At 57.3% G+C, this 20496-nt stretch carries 20 protein-coding genes; 17 read left to right on the top strand and 3 right to left on the bottom strand.

Annotated elements, in window-relative coordinates; translation table 11 throughout:
• Positions 1-37 precede the first annotated feature (37 nt).
• Positions 38-3316 (top strand): cell division protein ZapA, encoded by a 3279-nt coding sequence (gene zapA, locus ABC336_RS05505; protein ID WP_413237715.1) that lies wholly within the window; start codon positions 38-40, stop codon positions 3314-3316.
• A 503-nt stretch (positions 3317-3819) separates the two neighbouring features.
• On the opposite strand, the gene ABC336_RS05500 is transcribed toward zapA, so the two are convergent.
• Both ABC336_RS05500 and ABC336_RS05495 read right to left on the bottom strand, forming a co-directional pair.
• Positions 3820-4227, bottom strand: a complete 408-nt coding sequence (locus ABC336_RS05500; protein ID WP_413237714.1) for a cupredoxin domain-containing protein — start codon at positions 4225-4227, stop codon at positions 3820-3822.
• Between the two features lie 183 nt (positions 4228-4410).
• Entirely contained in the window at positions 4411-4767 is a 357-nt protein-coding gene (locus ABC336_RS05495; protein ID WP_413237713.1) for a phage holin family protein, read from the bottom strand.
• A gap of 166 nt (positions 4768-4933) precedes the next feature.
• On the opposite strand from ABC336_RS05495, the gene ABC336_RS05490 reads away from it, so the two are divergent.
• The 5 genes from ABC336_RS05490 to cysK all read left to right on the top strand — a co-directional run bounded on the left by ABC336_RS05490 (position 4934) and on the right by cysK (position 10771).
• Positions 4934-7291 (top strand): endonuclease MutS2, encoded by a 2358-nt coding sequence (locus tag ABC336_RS05490; RefSeq protein ID WP_413237712.1) that lies wholly within the window; start codon positions 4934-4936, stop codon positions 7289-7291.
• Between the two features lie 12 nt (positions 7292-7303).
• Positions 7304-7738: a DUF350 domain-containing protein gene (locus ABC336_RS05485; protein ID WP_413237711.1), complete on the top strand. Its 435-nt coding sequence runs from the start codon at positions 7304-7306 to the stop codon at positions 7736-7738.
• A gap of 147 nt (positions 7739-7885) precedes the next feature.
• Positions 7886-8425: a hypothetical protein gene (locus ABC336_RS05480; RefSeq protein ID WP_413237710.1), complete on the top strand. Its 540-nt coding sequence runs from the start codon at positions 7886-7888 to the stop codon at positions 8423-8425.
• Between the two features lie 73 nt (positions 8426-8498).
• Positions 8499-9806 carry an MFS transporter gene (locus ABC336_RS05475; protein WP_413237709.1) on the top strand — a complete coding sequence of 436 codons (1308 nt, stop codon included), beginning with the start codon at positions 8499-8501 and terminating at the stop codon, positions 9804-9806.
• Positions 9807-9856: 50 nt separating this feature from the next.
• A complete protein-coding gene (gene cysK / locus ABC336_RS05470; protein WP_413237708.1) occupies positions 9857-10771 on the top strand; it encodes a cysteine synthase A in 915 nt (304 codons plus the stop codon).
• Here the strand turns inward: cysK and ABC336_RS05465 are convergent.
• Positions 10747-11853, bottom strand: a complete 1107-nt coding sequence (locus tag ABC336_RS05465) for a CotH kinase family protein (RefSeq protein WP_413237707.1) — start codon at positions 11851-11853, stop codon at positions 10747-10749. The two genes, cysK and ABC336_RS05465, sit on opposite strands and share 25 nt — an antisense overlap.
• 300 nt (positions 11854-12153) lie before the next feature.
• Here ABC336_RS05465 and ABC336_RS05460 point away from each other — a divergent pair, with 300 nt between their 5' ends.
• The 11 genes from ABC336_RS05460 (at position 12154) to ABC336_RS05410 (ending at position 20270) form a co-directional block, all read left to right on the top strand.
• Positions 12154-12873 (top strand): hypothetical protein, encoded by a 720-nt coding sequence (locus ABC336_RS05460; protein ID WP_413237706.1) that lies wholly within the window; start codon positions 12154-12156, stop codon positions 12871-12873.
• Positions 12874-12996: 123 nt separating this feature from the next.
• Positions 12997-13221, top strand: a complete 225-nt coding sequence (locus ABC336_RS05455; protein ID WP_413237705.1) for a hypothetical protein — start codon at positions 12997-12999, stop codon at positions 13219-13221.
• Between the two features lie 41 nt (positions 13222-13262).
• Positions 13263-13658, top strand: a complete 396-nt coding sequence (locus ABC336_RS05450) for a spore coat protein (RefSeq protein WP_413237704.1) — start codon at positions 13263-13265, stop codon at positions 13656-13658.
• A 154-nt stretch (positions 13659-13812) separates the two neighbouring features.
• A complete protein-coding gene (locus ABC336_RS05445; protein ID WP_413237703.1) occupies positions 13813-14886 on the top strand; it encodes a DUF4397 domain-containing protein in 1074 nt (357 codons plus the stop codon).
• 206 nt (positions 14887-15092) lie between these two features.
• Positions 15093-15584 carry an Lrp/AsnC family transcriptional regulator gene (locus ABC336_RS05440; protein WP_413237702.1) on the top strand — a complete coding sequence of 164 codons (492 nt, stop codon included), beginning with the start codon at positions 15093-15095 and terminating at the stop codon, positions 15582-15584.
• A 17-nt stretch (positions 15585-15601) separates the two neighbouring features.
• Complete coding sequence (locus ABC336_RS05435) at positions 15602-16822, top strand: aminotransferase class I/II-fold pyridoxal phosphate-dependent enzyme (RefSeq protein WP_413237701.1); 1221 nt, start codon at positions 15602-15604, stop codon at positions 16820-16822.
• 110 nt (positions 16823-16932) lie between these two features.
• Positions 16933-17172, top strand: coding sequence for a Spo0E family sporulation regulatory protein-aspartic acid phosphatase (locus tag ABC336_RS05430; protein WP_413237700.1), 240 nt, complete (start codon positions 16933-16935; stop codon positions 17170-17172).
• A 92-nt stretch (positions 17173-17264) separates the two neighbouring features.
• On the top strand, positions 17265-17840 hold the full coding sequence (locus ABC336_RS05425; protein WP_413237699.1) for a cob(I)yrinic acid a,c-diamide adenosyltransferase: 576 nt from the start codon (positions 17265-17267) through the stop codon (positions 17838-17840).
• A complete protein-coding gene (locus ABC336_RS05420; RefSeq protein WP_413237698.1) occupies positions 17837-18817 on the top strand; it encodes an RluA family pseudouridine synthase in 981 nt (326 codons plus the stop codon). The genes ABC336_RS05425 and ABC336_RS05420 overlap by 4 nt, the downstream gene beginning before the upstream one ends.
• Positions 18810-19187, top strand: a complete 378-nt coding sequence (locus ABC336_RS05415; RefSeq protein ID WP_413237697.1) for an arsenate reductase family protein — start codon at positions 18810-18812, stop codon at positions 19185-19187. Before ABC336_RS05420 ends, ABC336_RS05415 begins: the two co-directional genes overlap by 8 nt.
• Positions 19188-19193: 6 nt before the next feature.
• Positions 19194-20270 carry a site-2 protease family protein gene (locus ABC336_RS05410; RefSeq protein WP_413237696.1) on the top strand — a complete coding sequence of 359 codons (1077 nt, stop codon included), beginning with the start codon at positions 19194-19196 and terminating at the stop codon, positions 20268-20270.
• Positions 20271-20496: the final 226 nt, after the last annotated feature.

The raw sequence follows: 20496 nt of genomic DNA, 5'->3' as shown, positions 1-20496 counted from the left end.
ACTTTTTCCACGCTGGCGAATAGGAGGTAAGAGCCGAATGAGCAATCAGCGTACGCGTGTTACGGTTGATATATATGGGCATCAATACAAACTGGCAGGAGACTCGAGCATCGACGAGATGAAGCGTGTAGCCGCCATGGTCGACGAAAATATGAATAAGCTCGCGAAGGGCTATCCCCGTCTGGATCTGCCGCGAATCGCAGTGCTCGCGGCCGTGCATATGGCCGATGAAGTGTATCGGCTCAGAGAGGATAGTGCGAAGCTGAACGAGCGGCAAGCGGAGTATCAGGCTCTTGCCCAGCAGCTGGAGGAGCGCGAGGCACAGCTGCAGTCGGAGCGCCAAGAGCTGTCCGATGCCGTCTCCCGAGCGGAAGAGTCGCTGCGCAGCGAGCAGTCGGAGCATAAGCGGCAGCTGGAGCACATGCGCGCGCAGCTCCAGCGCGAAGCCGGAGAGCGAGAGGCAGCGCTGCAGAAACAGCTGCAAGCGCAATCTTCGGAGGCGGAGGAGAAACGCAAGCGACTGGAGCGTGAGCATCGCGAGCGCCAGGAGCAGCAGCAGGGGCAGCAGGAAGCTCTGAAAGCGGCGCATGCTGAGCAGCTCCAGCAGGCGGAAGCGGCCAAGGCCGAAGCGCTCGAGCAGCTTCGGGCCGAAGCGGAGACCGCCCGTGCGGAGCTGCTGGAACAGCTGAAGGTCGAACAAGAGGAAGAATTGTCCCGGCGTGAAGGTGTCTGGCAGACGCTGTTCGACGAGTCTGCGGCGGTCTGGAAGCGCGAACGCACCGAATTGCAGCGGCTGATCGGCGAGGAGGAGAACCGCAATTCCGAGTGGCGTGACAAGTATGAAAGCCGGGAATCGCACTGGAACAATCTGCTTCGCGAGAAGGAACAGAAGTGGCAGCAGGAGAAAGAGGCGCTCGAGAAGGGACACAGCCATGCAGCCGAACAGCTTGAAGCAGAGTGGGCCAGCCGTCTGGAAGAGGTTAAACAGCAGTTGGAGCAGCAGAGACAGTCGAGCAAGGAGCTGGAAGCCCGTCACCGGGAGCGTCTCGAGGAGCTGCATCAGACACATCAGAAAGAACGCAAACGTCTCGAAGAGACGCATCAACAGAAGCTGGCTGAGCTTGAGCAAGAGCGCACCCAGTCTGGCGAGAGACTGCAGGAGCTGCAGATCCAGTGGCAGGAGAAACTGTCGGCTGCGGAGCAGGAGCGCGAATCGGCTGTCGCAGCTTTACAAGAGCGGCTGGAGGCTGCAGAAGCCGGCATGATGCAGGCGATGGAGCAGGAAGAAACGCTCCGTTCCAGCCTAGAGGGGCTGGAGCAAGCCCGTCATGCGGCCGAACAGCAGGCAGAAGCGGCCCAGACACAACTGCAACAGCTTGAGAGCCGGCAGTCTGAACTACAGCGGCAACTGGAGGCTTTGCAGCGTGAACTGGCCGAGAGTCAGGCTGCAGCGGAGCAAGAGGCGGCGACTTACCAAGAGGCTGCGGCCAGACTGCAGACGCGGGTAGCGGAGCTGGAGCAGCAGGCCGAGCAGTTGACCGGCCGTGGCCGCCAGCTGGCTGAAGAGCTGGGACAAGCCCGGGCAGAGCAGACCAAGCAGCAGGAACAGCTGCAGGCTGCAGAAGATCAGACGATGGAATATATGATGGAGATCGAATCGCTGCAGGAGCAGCAAGCGGCTGGTCAGCGCCAGCTCCAGGAGCTGCAGAGCCAGCTCTCCGAGAGCCGCGGGCAGGCGGACGCAGCACGCGCCGAACTGGAGGAGCAGCGAGGCGTCGAAGAGACGCTGCGCAGCGAGTTGACGGAGAGCCGCAGCACAGCAGCGGCGCTGCAGTCGCAGCTGGAGCTGCTCGAGCAGGCGGTGGACGCCGTGCAGTCTCGTCTGGCGGAGCGCGAGCAAGAGGCCCAAGCACTGCAGCGTGAGCTTGCCGAGCGTGAACAAGCTGGTGTGTTGCTGCGGCAGGAACTGGCCGAGGCACAGCGTGGTGCAGAAGAACAACGGGAACGTTATGCGACCGAGCAGGAGGACCGCAGCAGACTGCAGGTCGAGCTGGAGCAGGATCGTCAGCGGCTTGAGGAGGCGCTGGCACTTGCGGAGGAACGCGAGCTGTCCGCAGCTGCTCTCCAGGAACAGCTGAATGGCAGCCGCCGCGAGGCAGAAGAGCTGCAGGAGCGGGTTGCCGATCGCGAACGGGAAGCGGCGGAGCTCAGCGAGCTGCTCGCGGCGTACGAGCAGACCGAGCAGGAGAATGCTGCGCGTGCAGCCGAGCTTGGTCTGAAACTGGAGCGGGAGCGCGGACAGCGTGAAGAAGCGGAGCGCCACAGCAGAGCAGCCCAGGAACTCATCGCCGCCAGAGAAGAAGCGGCAGCTGGTCTGCAGGCAGAGCTCGAAGCATCGCAGCGGCAGCTGACAGAGCTGGCTGGGGAAGCTAGCAGTGTCAAGGGTGAGCTCGCTGAGCTGAGGGAGCAGCGTACGCAGACGCAACTGTCGATGCTGGAAGCGCAGCGCCTGGCACAGGCTGCGGGTGAGGAACGTCAGGAGCTGGCCTCCCGCTTGACAGAACGGGAGAGCGAACTTCTGGAGCTGAAGGAGCTGCTGGAGGTCTACGAGCAGCAGGATCATGAGCGTTCAGTACGTGAGCGGGAGTTAAGCAAGGAGCTGGACCAGCTGCGGCGTGATCTCTCCCAGACACAGGCGCAGCAGGAAGAGGCTCGGCAGTGTGCGGCAGCAAGCGAGGCTGAGCTGCAGACCCAGCTGGCAGCTGCTGAGCAGCAGTTGACCGAAGCTCGTGCTAGTCTGGAGCAGGAAGCAACGGATCTCAAACGACAACTGGAGGAGAGCCGCGGCAGCGCAGCAGAAGAGCAGCGCCAGCTAGCGGAGCTACAGGGCCGTCTGCAGGAGCAGCAGCAGGAAATATCGGAGCTGAGAGACCAACTTGAGCAAGCCCGGCAGTCGACCGGACAGGAAGCGGCACGAATCTCTGCCCTGAACGAAGAGCTGACAGCCCTTCGGTTCCGGACTGACCAAGCGGAGCAGGCGGCAGAACACTACCAGCAGGCCGAGAATGAGTGGCGCGAGCTCGAGCTCGAGCTGCAGGAGGAGAAGCGTCAGCTGCACCAGCAAATCGAGCAGACCCGTGACGAGCTTGACCGTCTGAATGAGACGCTCGAAGTCATGAAGACGGCTGAGCTGACAGCCAGTTCGATCCAGGACGATTTTCAGGATCTGCGGGAACAGCATATGAAACTGCGGACGGAGTACAACAAACTGCAGACGGAGTATAACGAATGGATCGAACTTATCGAGCAAAGCTAGAGTAGAGATGCAACACGGTTATGGAAAAGAGCAGTACCATGGGCGTCCTGGTACTGCTCTTTCTTGTTGTTTAGAATATTATGCAACACTTTGGATGTGGATAAGTAGGTTGATGGAATATGGAAGAAGACCGCTGAGGGGAGTACTCGCTCACGAACGGACACAGCAGCACCTATTTCGAGCATGGGCGTGTTTGTAGAGCTGCTTGCGGACAGAGGATCCGTTATCGGTCTAGAAACGGGGGCTAACGGGCATCAAACCAGCAAATAACGGATCGTCAGTCCGCAGGGCCGGTTCCTGGCGGGTTTTTGTGCAAAATAGCGCCTATTGTGTCCGTATCGCAGTGCCAACCTGCATGAGCAGGTTTTGTCCAAATATATGCGTATATGTTTCCGGGATCCCCCGCCTTGCGGATCAAGCTTAAAAAAAGCCCGCTCCGTGAGGGCAATGCCATTAAGCTTAAATAACTTAATGGCATTGCCCGTGTGGGCGAGCATGCCTGCTTATGCTTCGACGATCAGCTTACTGACCATTTTGGCATGGCCGTTGCCGCAAGGAATGTTGCAGATGATCTGGTATTCGCCGGGAGCGTCAAACGTAAACGTTCCAGTTTCGTCTTTTTTAAGCTTGACATCCGTGTTGTTGATCGAGATGCCGTGGTTGCCGTCAGGGCTTTTCAGTGTAATTTGAACCGGCTCGCCCTGTTTTACACGGTATTCGGCTTGGTCAAATTCGAAGTTGGTTGCTTCAATAACCAGTTCTTGCGATGCCGCACCTTGGCTTGTCTCTGTATCTGCCGGAGCATTAACTGGTGTATTATTCGTGCCTGTCCCGCCGTCATTGCCGCCGCAGGCTGCGAGCATGATTGCGAGTGCAAGTGATGTTACGGCTACCGATAATTGTTTCTTCATGATATGGATTCCCCTCCGGATTAGGTTTTACTGACATTTCCATTATAGTCTATACAATCGACTAAGTCGGTGTCTAACTATTGAAGGTAGTATGAACAAATGATGAACGAGTGGTGCGCACGCCATCAAAAGCCCCTGCTCCAATACGGAACAGAGGCTCTTGCCGCTCAGCGAGCAAAAAAGTTAGCTCCGGCTGCGTCCTGCATCGTACGGTGTCGACACCGGGATGAACAGGTCGATGATGCCGATCAGCAGGGCAGCCAGGATGGCGCCAAGGATCGTGACTTCAAAGTTGCCAACGATAAACTGGGCGAGCCATATGACCAGCGCGCTGACGAGGAACCCGACGATCCCTCTCCCAAACGGCGTGACACGCTTCCCAAAGATGCCTTCTATGATCCAACCGAGTGCAGCGATAACCAGCGCCAGCAGCAGAGCGCTCCAGAATCCGCCGATGCTGAAGCCCGGAACGATCCAGCCGACGACCATCAGGACGAGGGCGGCTACGATAAAGCGGATCACATGTCCGAGAAAACGCATAGGTGACAGTCCTCCTTGTTCTATGGTGTAGAGCGGTTGCCTCCTCAGTTTCCCCATCTATGGAAAATCAATGCGCTCAAACGAAAACTGCCTTCCGTTCCTCTCCAGTCATGGCATCGGCGGAGTTCATCCGCTATAATAGAAAACGAAAGGGGTTGTGTCGGGGTTGGACAACAAAATTTTGGCTACGCTAGAATATCCCAAAATTAAACATACATTGCTGCAGCATGCGGCGACCACGCTCGGACAGGAACGGGTGGAGGAGCTTCTTCCGGCAGCTGATCTCGAAGAAGTCAAGCGACGGCTGCAGGCGACAGATGAAGCCTACAAGGCTGACCGGCTGAAGGGCAGCGCGCCGTTCGGGGGCATCGTCAATATCGCCGCGTCGCTGCATCGTGCCCGGATCGGCGGGATGCTGAGCAGCGCGGAGCTGCTCGATATCGCGACAACCGTACGCGGGGCACGGCGGGTCAAGCGACACATCGCCCAGCTGCATGAGGACGATCCGATCCCGCTGCTGGCGACGATAGCGGAGCAGATCTCGGAATCGAAAGCGCTTGAGGATGCGATCGGCTCCTGTATCAATGAGTACGCTGAAGTGATCGACAGCGCCAGCGTTGCGCTGGCCGCAATCCGCCGCGAGCTGCGGCAGGGAGAAGGCCGGATCCGGGAGAAGCTGGAGCAGATGATCCGCTCCTCCTCGGTGCAGAAGATGCTGCAGGACGCGATCATCACCCAGCGCAATGACCGGTATGTCATCCCGGTCAAGCAGGAGTACCGTTCTCACTTCGGCGGCATCGTCCATGATCAGTCCGGTTCCGGCGCCACTTTGTTTATCGAGCCGGAAGCGCTCGTCGTGATGAACAACAAGCTGCGCGAGCTGCGCGCCGGCGAGCAGCGCGAGATCGAGAAGATCCTGCATATGCTGACAAGTCAGGTCGCGGAATACGAGCTCGATCTGGCAGCTGATCTGGACCTGCTAGGACAATTGGACTTTGCATTCGCCAAAGCCAGATTTGCTCATGTGCTCAAAGGCACGCTCCCCCGGATGAATGACAGAGGATTCCTGAAGATCAAGCGCGGCAGACACCCGTTAATTGCACCTGATTCCGTCGTGCCGCTGGATGTCGAGCTGGGCAACAACTTCACGACGATTATCGTCACCGGACCCAATACAGGAGGGAAGACAGTATCGCTGAAGACGATCGGCCTGCTGAGCCTGATGGCAATGTCGGGGCTGTTCGTACCCGCAGAAGACGGCAGTCAGCTCTGTGTATTCGATGGGATCTACGCCGATATCGGAGATGAGCAGAGCATTGAGCAGAATCTGAGTACCTTCTCCAGTCACTTGACCAATATTATCCGCATCCTGGGTTCCATGACACCGAAAAGTCTGGTGCTGCTGGACGAACTCGGCGCCGGGACAGATCCGGCCGAAGGCTCGGCACTTGCCGTTGCGATGCTGGAGCATATTCATCGAACCGGATGCCGGATGGTGGCGACTACGCACTATAGCGAGCTCAAAGCCTATGCTTACAATCGCAGCGGCGTCATTAATGCCAGTATGGAATTTGATGTACAAACGCTCAGTCCCACCTATCGACTGCTGGTCGGTGTACCTGGGCGCAGCAACGCATTTGCGATCGCCGAACGCCTGGGTCTGGACAAGGGCATCATCGATCATGCGCGGGGCGAAGTCAGCGACGAGGACATGCGAGTCGAGCATATGATCGCTTCCCTGGAGTCCGATCGGCTGCAGGCTGAGCGCGATCGCAAAACAGCTGAGGAATTGCGCCGGCAGATCGAGTCGCAGCGGGCCAAGCTGGAGGAGCAGCAGCGCAAATTCGAGGAGCAGCGGGAGAAGCTGCTGGAGAAGGCGAATGAAGAAGGTCGGCAAGCGGTGGCTGCAGCGCGCAGAGAAGCGGAAGAGATCATCGCCGGACTTCGCAAGCTGGCTCTGGAAGAGGGCGCTTCGGTGAAGGAACACAAGCTGATCGAAGCCAAGCGCAAGCTGGATGAAGCGGCACCGGGAGAGCAGCCCCGTAAACGTACGGCCGCTGCCAAGACGGCCCAAAAGATCGAGGCGGGCGATGAAGTGCTCGTGCACAGCTTTAACCAAAAAGGCCATGTGGTCGAGCTGAGCGGCAAAGAGGCGCTGGTGCAGCTCGGCATCATGAAGATGAAGGTCGGTATCGACGATCTGGAGCTGGTCAGCCGCAAGCAGCCCAAAACGAAGCAGCCCCAGCAGGCGGCCAGCTTGAAGCGGACCAAGGATGACCAGGTCCGTTCGGAGCTTGATCTGCGGGGGGCCGCTCTGGATGAGGCGCTTATCGAGGTGGATCGTTTTCTGGATGAGGCTTTTCTGTCCAATATGGGACAGATCTATATTATCCACGGCAAAGGCACGGGCGTGCTCCGCAGCGGGATCTCCGACTATCTGCGCAAGCATCGCCATGTCAAGAGCTACCGGCTCGGCAATTACGGCGAAGGCGGCAACGGGGTAACCGTAGCCGAGCTCAAGTAGGAGGTGTGAGCCATGCTCGAGGAGGTGGATTGGCTGCTGGATAATCCTTATATTGCATCGCTTGCCGATGTGTCAGTTGCTGTGGTAGCTTTGATTATTTGCCTGTTCCTCTTTGAGATCGTGGCCCGCTACAACTGCTGGGAGGAGATAAAGAAAGGCAATCTTTCCGTAGCGATGGCCACCGGAGGCAAGATTTTCGGCATTTGCAACGTGTTTCGTTTCTCTATTGAAGCCAATGAGACCGTCTATCAGAGCATGATCTGGGCCGGATTCGGGTTTGCTATCCTCCTCGCGGGCTATTTTCTTTTTGAATTCCTGACTCCGGTGTTCCGGATCGACGAAGAAATCAAGAAGGATAACCGTGCGGTAGGCTTCATCGCGATGATCATCTCGATCTCGCTTTCTTATATTATCGGCGCCACCGTACTGGCTTCCGGTATGCAGTAGCAGAGAAGGAGCTGTCGGATTTTGAAATACTTATGGGGCATTTTACTGTGCGCAGGAATCGTGTTTTTTGCGCTCGGGATCATATACCTTTTGTAAGTGGTCGTTTAAAATCTTCGTATTTGTCTAGATTAAGGAGGTTGCTGCAAAGTGGAAGAGACGGTCGTGTGTCCGTGGTGTGATACGGAGATCATATGGGATGATGAACTGGGGCCCGAGGAATACTGTCCCCACTGCGAGAATGAACTGAAAGGCTATCGAACGTTGCAGCTTGGAGCGGAAGAAGAGGCGGATGAGCTCTCCCTTACGGATGATCTGCTTCCAGAGCTGGAGGAAGGGGACGAGGCGATGGATGAGGACGTGTCAGATTCCGGAGAAGCGTCCGGATTCCGCCGCACGAACCGGACGCTGCTCGCCTTCCAGGCATCGGTAGAACGTCTGCTGGAGCAGCAGGAAGAGGTGCCGGAGTGTCCGTCCTGCCGGGAGTATATGATGGAGACTGGCAGGCAAACTGTGCAGGAGAGCAGCGGGTATGAGCCGGCGACTGTACCCGGAACCGAACTGCCGCTTTTGGCCAAGCCTTACGTAGCTGTGGAATACGTCTGTCCGACCTGCTTCCAGCTCCAGCAGCGCGTATCGCTGGCTGACCGCGAGCGGTTGATCCGCCAGCTCGGCGAGGCTCCAAACTGAGATTGACGGCATGACCCGGCCTCCTTTGGGGTACCTTACCTAAGGTTACTCGCGAAAGAGGAGGGAACGCTGTATGGAGCAAGGGAAGACAACCATTGCTGCCAGACTGTATGACTGGATCCGCAGCACGAAGTCAGCGGACGATCTGTCGGACGAGCAGGCAAGATCGTCCGGCAGGCGGCAAGGTGCGCTGGACAGGCAAGCGATTCTTCTATTGACCGTTCAAGGGATGTATGCGGCAGCCACGGCGCTTTCCGGCACCTTCGTGCCTGTGTATCTATGGAAGACGAGTCAATCCTTCATGCTGATCGGCTGGTTCACTTTGTTCCAGTATGTGGTCTCGGGGCTGACATTTTGGGTGGCAGGCAAATGGGTTAAAGAGCGGAACAAAATGAACAGTTTGCGCCTGGGCATCGTGTTGTCCGGCGTGTTCTACTGCGCGATACTGCTCCTTGGACAGACGGCGCTGCAAGTTATCATACCGTTGGGGGCGCTAAGCGGTCTGGCTTCGGGCTTTTTTTGGCTTGCTTACAACATTGTCTATTTCGAGATTACTGAGCCGGACAACCGGGACAAGTTTAACGGCTGGGCTGGGCTGCTTGGCTCGGGTGCAGGCATCATCGCGCCATGGATCTCCGGGATGCTGATTGTTGCTTATGCGGGGAATGCAGGCTACCGGCTTATCTTTACATTGTCGCTATGTATTTTCGGCATCGCTGGCGTGCTTAGCTTCCTTCTCAGGAAGCGCAAGACCGCTGGACGCTATAGCTGGTTTTACGGCTTCCGTCAATTCCGGGGCGGCGACCCCGGCTGGCGGGCGGTATTCCTGTCCTTGACGGCACAAGGCGTGAGAGAAGGCGTGTTTCTGTTTCTGATCGGTCTTCTGGTGTATCTGGTCAGCCGCGACGAGAGGATGCTGGGCAACTATTCCTTATGGACATCTCTTGTCGGATTATGTGCCTTCCTGCTGGTCGGCAGACTGCTGACGATGAGGAGCCGCAGCAAGGCCATGCTGTTTGGTGTCATCATGCTAACGCTGGTTATCCTGCCGCTCATTTGGCGGCTGGATTACGTTACACTATTATGGTTCGGAATCGGGACAGCGTTGTTCCTGCCGCTATACTCCATCCCGATGACCTCTTCCGTGTTCGACAGGATCGGGGCGACGGCGGAGGCGGCGAGCCATCGGGAAGAATACATCGTGCTGCGGGAACTGGGGCTGGTCGCCGGCCGGCTGATCGGCCTGGGCGCTTATCTGGTGCTTGTGTCGCAGACGAGCGAACCCGCCGCGCTGATCTGGCTGCTGCTGGGAGTGGGGGTCATGCCGGTCTTCGGCTGGCTGTTCATCCGCAGATATCTGCAGCGGCGGGAGCTGACATAGTCGGCTCAGCGTAACTAGCGTAATTATGGAAGAGAGAGGAACGGACGATCATGCGGGTTGTACACAATATTACGGAATTGATCGGCGATACGCCGGTGATCCGGCTGAACCGGATGACGGATCCCGCTCATGCCGAGGTGCTGGTCAAGCTGGAGCGGTTTAATCCCAGCGGCAGCGTCAAGGACCGGGCCGCATTTGCGCTCATAGACGATGCTGAGCGGCGCGGCGTGTTGCAGCCGGGCGCGGTCATCATCGAGCCGACGAGCGGCAATACCGGCATCGGTTTGGCCATGAATGCAGCCGCCAAGGGCTACAGGCTGATCCTCGTCATGCCTGACAATATGACACAGGAGAGGATCCGGCTGGTGCAGGCTTACGGAGCGACAGTCGAATTGTCCCCGGCAGCCGAGCGGATGCCGGGAGCCATCCGCAAAGCCTTGCAGCTCCAGCAGGAGCACCCCGGCAGCTTCATTCCCAACCAATTTGAGAATCTAGCCAATCCGGATATTCACCGGATCACTACAGCGCGTGAGATTATCCGGCAGACCGGCGGAAGACTGGATGCTTTTGTTGCAACAGCCGGTACAGGCGGGACGGTGACGGGAACCGGTGAAGCATTGAGATCGCAGCTCCCAGATCTGCATATCGCCGTAGTCGAGCCGCAAGGCTCGCCCGTCCTATCGGGCGGCCAGCCTGGGCCTCACAAGCTGGTCGGTACCAGTCCGGGCTTTATCCCGGCGATCCTGAACACTTCAATCTTCGATGAGATCGTCCAGGTGTCCGATGAGGATGCATTGATGACGATGCGGGACCTGGCCCGCCGGGAAGGACTGCTGCTCGGACCCTCATCGGGGGCCGCAGTATGGACGGCTATCAAGCTGGCGGAGCGGCTTGGCGCCGGCAAGCGTGTATTGTGTATCGCTCCGGACACCGGCGAGCGTTATCTGAGCATGGGAATCTTCTGATTACTATCCGATTCCCACCGCTTCAGCTCCTCCAGGACGACAGCACGGCGGTCTCTGATGTATTCGCGGATGTACGCAGGCTCTGCCGCGAACACGTGGTAGTCCCATTTGCGGGTCGAATCGATAGCAATGGCAGGGGCGATGCTGTAGTGCATCGCCTCTATCTGCGGCATCAGCACCTGTTCGGTAAATTCGGTTTCCAGCAAGCTTCTCAGAATTGATTGATATTGCTTGCGCCAGACGGAGAAGCCGAGCAGTTTGCGGGTCAGGCTGTTGTAGCCCTGAACGCGCACCAGATCAATCTCGCACGGCTGGCCGTAGCAGTTGCGGCCCCAGGTGCCCTCATAATCCCATGGCATCATGCGATAGACGCTCCTGCTCCCGCCCTCGTAAAGCGTATAGTTCTGTTCAAAACCGTCATAATTGCCAGTGAGCACGGCACAAGCCAGCCATCGCAGATAGACCGGAATGTCCAGCCGCTCTGTCAGATGCTTGCGCAGTCCACTGCCTGAGAGTCGATGCAATCCACGGATAAAGCTGATCAATCGCTTCTGCGAGTCACGGCCGCCCAGCATGAGCTCGTAGCCTTCCCACAGCGAGGCCTTCCTTTGACCTGTCTCCGGGTCCGCGAGTCCAAAATTGGCGTTGTCATTGACCGCATAAAAGATAGAGCGGCACAAAATCTTGCGCTTGCGGAAAAACGCGCGGTCAACCGACTCGATCTCCAGATAGACCCCCATCGGTACTCCGTTCCACTCCAGCCAGCAGTGCTTTGTCTTCGGGGCGAGAGCCTTGGATCGGTTGAAGAATGCAAACGACAGGGCGTTGCGGATCATGGAAGGATCATCATACTCTGCATTCCAGTGCCGAATGGTGCCGTCCTCCAGATGGATCTCATACGATTTTTTCGGATAGTTCCTTGTGTGGCCGCCGCGGTGGCGAAGCTTGCCCTTCCATTCCTTGTTTCCATCTTCCATTCGAACGTCGATAAACTCCGAGCTCCAGGCATCAAGCGCCTGGAGTTTTTTCAATTGGTCTGTGGCGATCACGAGACGCCGGGCGGGCAATCCGCCTGTCGACATGCGTACCATCTCCCTGATTGAGCGTCATGCTATACCATATTCCAGGCATCTGACTATGGTCACCTGTACAGGTAAAGGGATGGAGTCTAGCAATTGGGCAGGGCTTTGCGCACGGTTTTGAGAGAATTAGATGCTCATCCCGTACCTCTATCATCGCCGGATCATATACATAGAGTAGAGCTCGCACCTCCTTTATCGTTGAGGCAGCTGCGCTGGAAGGAATCGTGCGGGCGGTCACAGGCGTGGACATGCATGCAGAGGATACAAGCTGCCATTATTACGGATCTGGAGGGATCGAGTATGAAAATCAAATGCTGCGGCTCTGCTCTCGGCAACCAAGGATGGAGACATCCCGGCCATTTCGTCGGGAGTGAAGTGGAGGTGAGATTCAGCGGCAACGACTGTGTGAACGGTCGTTTGATCGCGATCTGCGGCGACTATCTTGTCGTCAAAACCCGCCACGGGAATCTCGTGTATATCAATGCAAGACAGGTCAAAAGCATCACTGAGCTGCGTTGCAGCCATCGCAGCGGACAGCATGTGAAATTTATCCGGGCGCATAATTTCCATGGCGTGCTCCAGGCGCTTAGACTGCAATTCGTCAAAATCGATCTGGGACGGACGGATAAGCTGAAAGGCTTCATCACCGAGGTCGGGCCGAACTCGTTGCTGCTCGTAGACAATGATGAATTGACGCAAGTATCGATCAATCAAATCCGTGCAGTCAGCCCGGTATGTCAGAGCCGCGGCACTCGTTCATGCGGAAATCGCTCGGGTGGCCATCATACAGGGGTGCATCGCAGCTGCGGTCATCGTACAGGCGGTCACCGCACCGGCGGAAGTCGCGTGGGCGGCGAATTTGCAGGCCCATGCAGAAGCCGCGGCAATCAGGTCGGCGGAGAGCTCACCGGCGGATATCGGCCTACTACTCCAGGTGTGGCTCCCGTCAACACCTACGGCCGTAAAGCCGGCGTCAGCCGATCGGCTCGTCCGATAAGACGCCGTGTTGGCAAGCGCTAGAGCACGAACAGGATCGTCTCGCCCTGGGCGGGGCGTTCCCTACATAATTTGTACAAATAATGACCATACTACAGGAGGTTTTCCAGAGCACCCGACAGAACCCCTGAAGGAGGAAAGATTCCAATGATGAAACCAATCACGGCCAAGGAGCTGGAGTACCTGGTGGACTCCATGTCCAATGAGGATCTGCTCATGAAACAATGCGCCGTCACTGCAGCTACAGCCAGCAACCAGGATCTGCGACACCAATGCCTGCAGCTGCAGGTCATGCATCAACAGCATTACGATGCGCTGCTGCATGCCCTGGAGCAGCATCAGCAGATGGCGCCAAGCCAACCCCAGCATTAACAAGTTCAGTTACACTCGACAAATAAGAGGAGGGTTTCCCTTTGTATCAACACAATCAGGCGATGCTGCCGCAGGAAGACATGGCATATACGGTTCTTTCCGACTTGAAGCGCGTTACCCGTGAGTATGCGACTGCTGCTACGGAGGCATCCTGCCCTAGCATCCGCAGCCTGTTCACCAATCTGATGAACAGCACGCTGAAGATGCAAGGCGACTTGTATCAGACGATGCAGCAGGCCAACATGTACAGCACGGCTTCCCCGGCTCTGCGGCAGGAGATCGACAAGCAGCTGCAGCAAAATCAGCAGACGAAGCAAAAAACGGCTCAATTTTTGCAGCAAACGACGCAGACCGGCAATCAGTTCGCTCAGCATGTCATGCCGCAGCAGACACATCAGATGCCGACTCAGCCTTCGCATAACCCATACTATATGTAAAACATCCGGGCGGATTCCAGTGGAGTCCGCCCCTCGTGCGTATCTTTGGGGCTCAATCCTTTTCAGCACTCTACCGAACCCACTTCTAAATCGGGACCCCCTTGGCATATCTATGTGAAGATGCAGGAAATGCCAAGGGAGGAATCAAATCGAGATGAGCTCACAAGAGAGGATCAGGATATGCTGGGAGCGGGCTAGTCTATATGGGCTGCTAAGTGACGGATATAAGTACACTTCGTTGGAGAAATCAGCTTATTACGGCAAATTGCACCGCGAATGGATGGATCGGCTGGCCGAGCAGGTTGAAGCGCAAGGGGCGGAGGCGGACGAGCGTGAACAGCTTGCCCCGTCCTACTCTCCTTCGGCGGCCCCTGCGCCGCAGGCCGGTGCCCATCCCCCGGCTGCGCATGGCGGTCAGTCGTGGACTGCCGGGCCGGCATACCCAAGCCAGGTATATCCGGGACTGACCGATCCGGCTTATCGCCCGCCGGGTATAGCCGGGCCAGGCGGCGGATATCCGTCACAGAACTATCCGGCTTACAGCAGCACCGGGGGCGGCTATTACGGCCAGCCGTCCGCCTATGGCCAGCCCGGCAGACCTGCCGTTCAATGGCCGTATGCCACGTCGCCGATCCGGATGGAGCCGATGACCAGCCGGCTGCGGATCATCCATGCCTCGCCAGAGGCGGGGCCCGTCGATATCTATATCAATCAAAAGCTCGCAGCACCCGGTGTGGCATACAAGGACGTCGTGCCCTACATGAACGTCCAAGCAGGTCATTATTTGATTGATATTTACCCTGCCGGCAAGACCGGTCATCTGATCCTGTCCCGAACGCTTCAGGTTCAGGCCGGCCAATCGTACACGCTGGCGGCCGGCAACAAACCGGATGAGCTGCAGCTGTATGCCTATCTGGACGATCCGGCCCCGACAGCCGGTCAGGCCCGGTTGCGGGTCATCCATTTATCGCCTGACGCTCCGCCGGTCGATATCCGTACAGAATCGGGAGCTGCACTTTTTAACCAGCTGGCCTTTGGCCAATCCACCGCTTATGCGACTGCACCTCCGGGTACAGTAGATCTCCAGGTGCTGCAGACCGGCACGGAGCAGATTGTATTGGCACTGCCCGGCAGGGAGCTGCCGGCCGATTCCGTGACAACGGTCATCGCTGTCGGATTGACGGAGGCCGAGCCGCCGCTTGAGGCTTTGCTGCTGTCGGATCTATAGGGGGGAATCTGCCGTCCGCGCCGCGGACGGTTTTTCCGTATGGATGCTTGAATCCCAGGATTGGATAAGTTTTACGTCTCCATAAGCTTTCGACAAAGCTCCTTGCCCCTATGAATGGGGCAATTTCGTTTTTGCTTGTTTGCATGAATGAATAGATGTAATATATACATTATGTATTTCAGACGGTGTGCAGGAGGGATTCAGTCGTGGAAGAGTTGAAGCTGAAAGTATTGGAACTGCTGAAGCAGGACGCGAGGCACACGCCGGCGATCATCGCCACCATGCTGGACGTTGCGGAGCCGGATGTGAAGCAAGCCATAGAAGAGCTGGAACAGGATCACGTCATCGTCAAATACGCGACCGTGGTCAACTGGAGCAAGGTCAGCGACGAGAAGGTGACCGCGCTTATCGAGGTGCAGATTACGCCGGAGCGAGGCCGCGGATTTGAAGGGATCGCCGAGCGGATCTACTTGTACCCGGAGGTGAAGTCAGTCTACTTGATGTCCGGCGCCTATGACCTTCTGGTAGAGATTGAAGGTCCGACACTCAAGGACGTGGCTTCTTTTGTATCCAACAAGCTCTCGCCGATCGATGCAGTTTTATCGACGAAGACGTTTTTTATCCTCAAAAAATATAAACAGGACGGCATCATCTTCGAAGAACACGAGGACGATCACCGGCTGTTGATCTCACCGTAAAGGCAGGTTGGCTGAACATGATCAAGAATGAAGAAGTCAATGAAACAAAGCTGCAGCCCCGCAGGGCGTCGATGCGGGACTATCTGTCACCGCAAGCGCAGGCGATCAAGCCCTCGGGCATCCGGCGTTTCTTCGATCTGGTCAGAGCCAATCGCGATGTCATCACTCTCGGGGTTGGCGAGCCTGATTTTGTGACCCCATGGCATGTGCGGGAAGCTTGCGTCTATTCGCTGGAGACCGGTCGGACCCAATATACGTCCAATGCGGGGATGATCGAGCTGCGAGAGGCGATCGGCCATTACCTGAACGATCGCTTCCATACCGCATATGAGCCGGAGGACGAGATTCTGGTCACGGTGGGCGGCAGCGAAGCGATCGATCTGGCGCTGCGGGCGCTGGTAGCTCCCGGAGACGAGATTCTGATCCCCGAGCCTTGCTACATCTCATACTCGCCGATCACCTCGCTGAGCGGCGGAGTGGCGGTCGGTATCGAGACCTTCGCCAAGGACGAATTCAAGCTGACGGCCGAATCGCTGCGCGCGTCCATCTCGCCGCGGTCCAAGCTGCTGATCCTGTGCTATCCCAGCAATCCGACGGGGGCGATCATGACCTATGAGGACTGGCTGCCGATCGCCAAGGTTGTCGAAGAGCATGACCTGATCGTGATCGCCGACGAGATCTACGCGGAGTTGTCCTATAACGGCAATCATGCGAGCTTTGCATCGCTGCCGGGGATGAAGGACCGGACGATTCTGGTGAGCGGCTTCTCCAAAGCCTTTGCCATGACCGGCTGGCGGATGGGCTATGCCTGCGGTCATGCCGATCTCATCTCGGCGATGCTCAAGATCCATCAGTACACGGTTATGTGCGCTCCGGTTATGGGGCAAGTAGCAGCGTTGGAAGCCTTGACCAATGGCATGGAGGAGAAGGACCGGATGGTCGAATCGTATAACCAGCGCCGTCGTCTCGTCGTTCACGGTTTTCGTGAAATCGGTCTGGAATGCCACGAGCCGCAGGGAGCTTTCTATGCTTTCCCGTCGATTGCTTCGACAGGGCTCGATTCGGAGGCCTTTGCCGAGCGGCTGTTGACCGAAGGCAGGGTGGCCGCTGTCCCGGGCAATGTATTCGGCAAGGGAGGCGAAGGCTTCATCCGTTGTTCTTACGCGACATCTGTCCAGCAGTTGACCGAGGCGCTCGATCGGATCGGTGAATTTGTTCATCGTTTGAAAAAAGGCTAAGGGATTGAATAGAACCGACTTCATTTGATATAATTTAACAATATATTAAATTATTAGTGCGACGGGCCGTGCTGCACGGCAAAGCCCAGCGCTTTAGGGGGGGATCGGACATGGCATACGCAGAACAAGAACTGTTGCATTGCGGCTGCAAGAGTGATGCTGCGCACAGTTGTGCCGGGCTGCCCCCCATCCGGAAGCTGGAGGATGAGATCCAGCAATTGCGCCACAAAATGGAGCAGACATACCTGCAAGAGGCCTCCTTTAATACCGAGATCGTTATCGAGATCAGCCGCAAGCTGGACCAGAAGATCAATGAATACATGAAACGCCGCCGCCAGTTCTCGGGCTGACGGGACAGGGATGTGACCTTCAGGGTTCCTCGCAAGAGGGGCCCTTCTTTGGTATGATAGAAAGATAACGAGTGAAAGGAAATGGATGCCCGATGAAAATCTATACCCGCTCAGGAGATAAAGGTCTGACTTCACTAATCGGCGGCCGCGTCAGCAAAGACGACGCAAGAGTCGAAGCTTATGGCACGATCGACGAACTGAACGCATGTACAGGGCATGCCGCCGCAGTGGTTGACCGCAATCCCGAGCTCAGCGAGCTCTCTGCACAGCTGCTGGAGATTATGCAAGAGCTGTTCGATTGCGGCTCGGACCTTGCATTTGCCGATGAGAAGCAGCCTGCTTACAAGATGACGGCAGATCCGGTACTGCGGCTCGAAGCCTGGATCGACGGGCTGGATCAGCTGGCTCCCGAGATCACTCGCTTTATCTTGCCCGGCGGCAGTGAAGCGGCTGCGCTGCTCCATGTGTGCCGGACCGTATGCCGCAGGGCGGAGCGCCGGATCGTGACGCTCGCCGGCGGGGGACATCCGGTGAACGGCGAAGTGATCGCTTATATCAACAGGCTTTCGGATTATTTCTTCGCGGCGGCAAGAGCGGCCAATGCCCTGCTGCAAGTCGAGGACGTAGCCTACGAGCGCAGCGCCGAGGTATTCCGGACGACCCGATGAGCGAGCGCTACTATACTCCGTTGTCCTATACAGCGGCACCCGAAGACGATGGGATGAAGGTAGGCACGGTGCTGGAGAGGCGCCTCGGCGTCTCGCGCAAGCTGATGTCCCGGCTCAAGCTGACCGAGCAGGGCATCCAACTCAACGGAGAGCGTGTCTATACATCTGTGAAGGTCCGGCCGGGCGACGTGATCACCTGTGCGATGGAACAGGAGACATCGGACGATATCCTGCCCCAGCCGATGCTGCTCGACATCCTCTATGAAGATGATCACCTTCTTCTGATCAACAAGCGGGCCGGCATCATCGTCCACCCCACGCATGGCCATTATACCGGCACTTTGGCCAACGGGGTCGTCCATCATTGGCTCGAGAAGGGGGAGCGGGTGCGCTTCCGTCCTGTCCACAGACTGGATCAGGATACGTCAGGAGTCGTCGCCATCGCCAAAAACCCGTATGTGCACCAGCAGTTGTCGAATCAGATGCAGCGCGGCGAGGTGGAGAAGCAATACTGGGCGTTCGTACTAGGAACGCCGGCCCCGCAGCATGGGACCGTGAATGCCCCGATCGATCGCGATCCCAAGGAACCGCATGTTCGGATCGTGACTCCGGACGGCTATCGGTCGGTGACCCATTACGAGACGGTGCAAGCTTACGACACCGGCGCAGCGCTCGTCAGATTGCGTCTGGAGACCGGCAGGACGCATCAGATCCGCGTGCATATGAAGCATATCGGCTGCCCGTTGATCGGAGATCCGATGTATGGCGGCGATGCGACCGGCGGTGTTGAACTGGCAGGACTCATCCTGGGCAGGCAGGCACTGCACGCGGAGCGTCTTGTCTTCCGGCATCCCTGGACAGGAGAGTCGATGGAGATCGTCGCTCCGCTGCCGGACGATATGCGGCAGCTCCAGGACACGCTGTCCGGAGCCGCCACTACAATGAGAACCGAAGGAGATGCCCATAGCAATGAGTAAACGCAAGTTGACGGTCTATTATTATCCGAAGTGCGGCACCTGCCGCAAAGCGCTCAAATGGCTGCAGGAAAAGGGCTATGAGCTGGAGCTGCACGATCTGTTCGAGCAAGCGCCTTCCAAGGAAACCGTGGCAAGCTGGATCGCCCTGAGCGGGCTGCCGGCCAAGAAATTCTTTAACACCTCGGGCGAAGTCTACAAAGAAATGAAGCTGAAGGACATGCTGCCGACGCTCTCGGAGGAGCAGCAGACCGAGCTGCTTGCAGGGAACGGACGACTGGTCAAGCGGCCTGTCGTTACCGATGGCCACACGGCTACCGTAGGGTTCAAGGAAGAGGAATATGACCGGGCCTGGCCCGGCACCGAGGAGTAAGCGACCGTGAGGGATGAGAGGAATCAGAGTCGTCGCAGTCCTTGGCTGCTGCTTGGGGCGGCCGCGTTGTTTCTGTTGTCCAAAGGGAAAACTGTGCTGCTGGCGTTGAGCAAATTCAGCGGACCGCTGATCAGTATGGGGATAACCGTAGGCGCGTATGCGCTCTTCAGCCCTATATGGTTTGCGGTCGGTCTGGTGCTGCTCATCCTCGTCCATGAGATCGGCCATGTGCTGGCAGCCAAACGCAAAGGGCTGCCAGTCAGCCTGCCGCTGTTCATCCCGTTCATCGGTGCGCTGATCATGATGAAAAAGCATCCCAAGGATGCCGTGACAGAGGCTTACATTGCCATGGGCGGGCCGGTTGTCGGCACAGTCGGCGCCTTGGTCGTGTATATTGCCGGGTATGCGCTGGACAATCCTTTCCTGCTCGTCCTAGCCAATGTGGGTTTTCTGATCAACCTGTTCAACCTGATCCCGATCCACCCGCTCGACGGCGGCAGGATCTCGACCGCGGTCAGCCGATGGCTGTGGCTAGTCGGCCTCATCGGCGGAGCGGCGGTCATCATCTACCTCAAGAGCTGGCTGCTGTTCCTGATCTGGGCGTTATTCGCCTGGGACTTGTATCAGAAATATGTAAAGTACCGGGGCACGGGCAAGCCCCAGCAGCTGCAAGGAGTCTATGAAGTGGATCTCTATCGACTCCAGTCCGAGCTGCCTTCCTGGTATGCGTACAGCGATCAACACCTGGGTCCGCTGGCCTTCACGACCTATTGCCGGTTGAGCGGCGAACAGATCGTCCGATTCAATTGGGGCGTGCTGAACTTCCAGGGCGAGCTGGAAGTTCCCTCTGGCAGCATTATCCGAGCTGTGGAGCTGACAGGAAATGAACGGGTGATGAAAGAAGACAGAGAGCTGCTGCGCGTGACGATTCGCGTGGACTACGCTCAGACGGTGGACGACCGGTACTATGAAGTTCCCAAAGCGACGCGTTGGCGATATGGAGCGGCTTATGCCGGTCTGGCCCTCTTCCTGGTCGCGATGATCTGGAGCATCCAGGCGATGGGCCTGCCGAAACCGTACTAGAGACTAAATGCTGAAAAGTGCCGAAGAGGGGCGGATCGATTCTGTAGAAAAGCCTGTGCTTCCGAAGTCGCTTTCTTTCAGAAAGCGTTAAAGCGCTCGCCTTTGTCCCCGGATTTCCCCTTCTAACAGGGTCAAATCATCATGAAATCTGGGACAACAGCGATCGGAAGAACGATCCGTTACCTATAGGCTCCTACATTCAGCTTCTTTAAAGGAGCAGATAGAC

Origin of the sequence: Paenibacillus jepli (assembly GCF_047238105.1) — a bacterium.
In the GTDB taxonomy this organism is placed as follows: domain Bacteria; phylum Bacillota; class Bacilli; order Paenibacillales; family Paenibacillaceae; genus Paenibacillus_D.
This window is presented reverse-complemented; position numbering and strand designations above follow the sequence as displayed.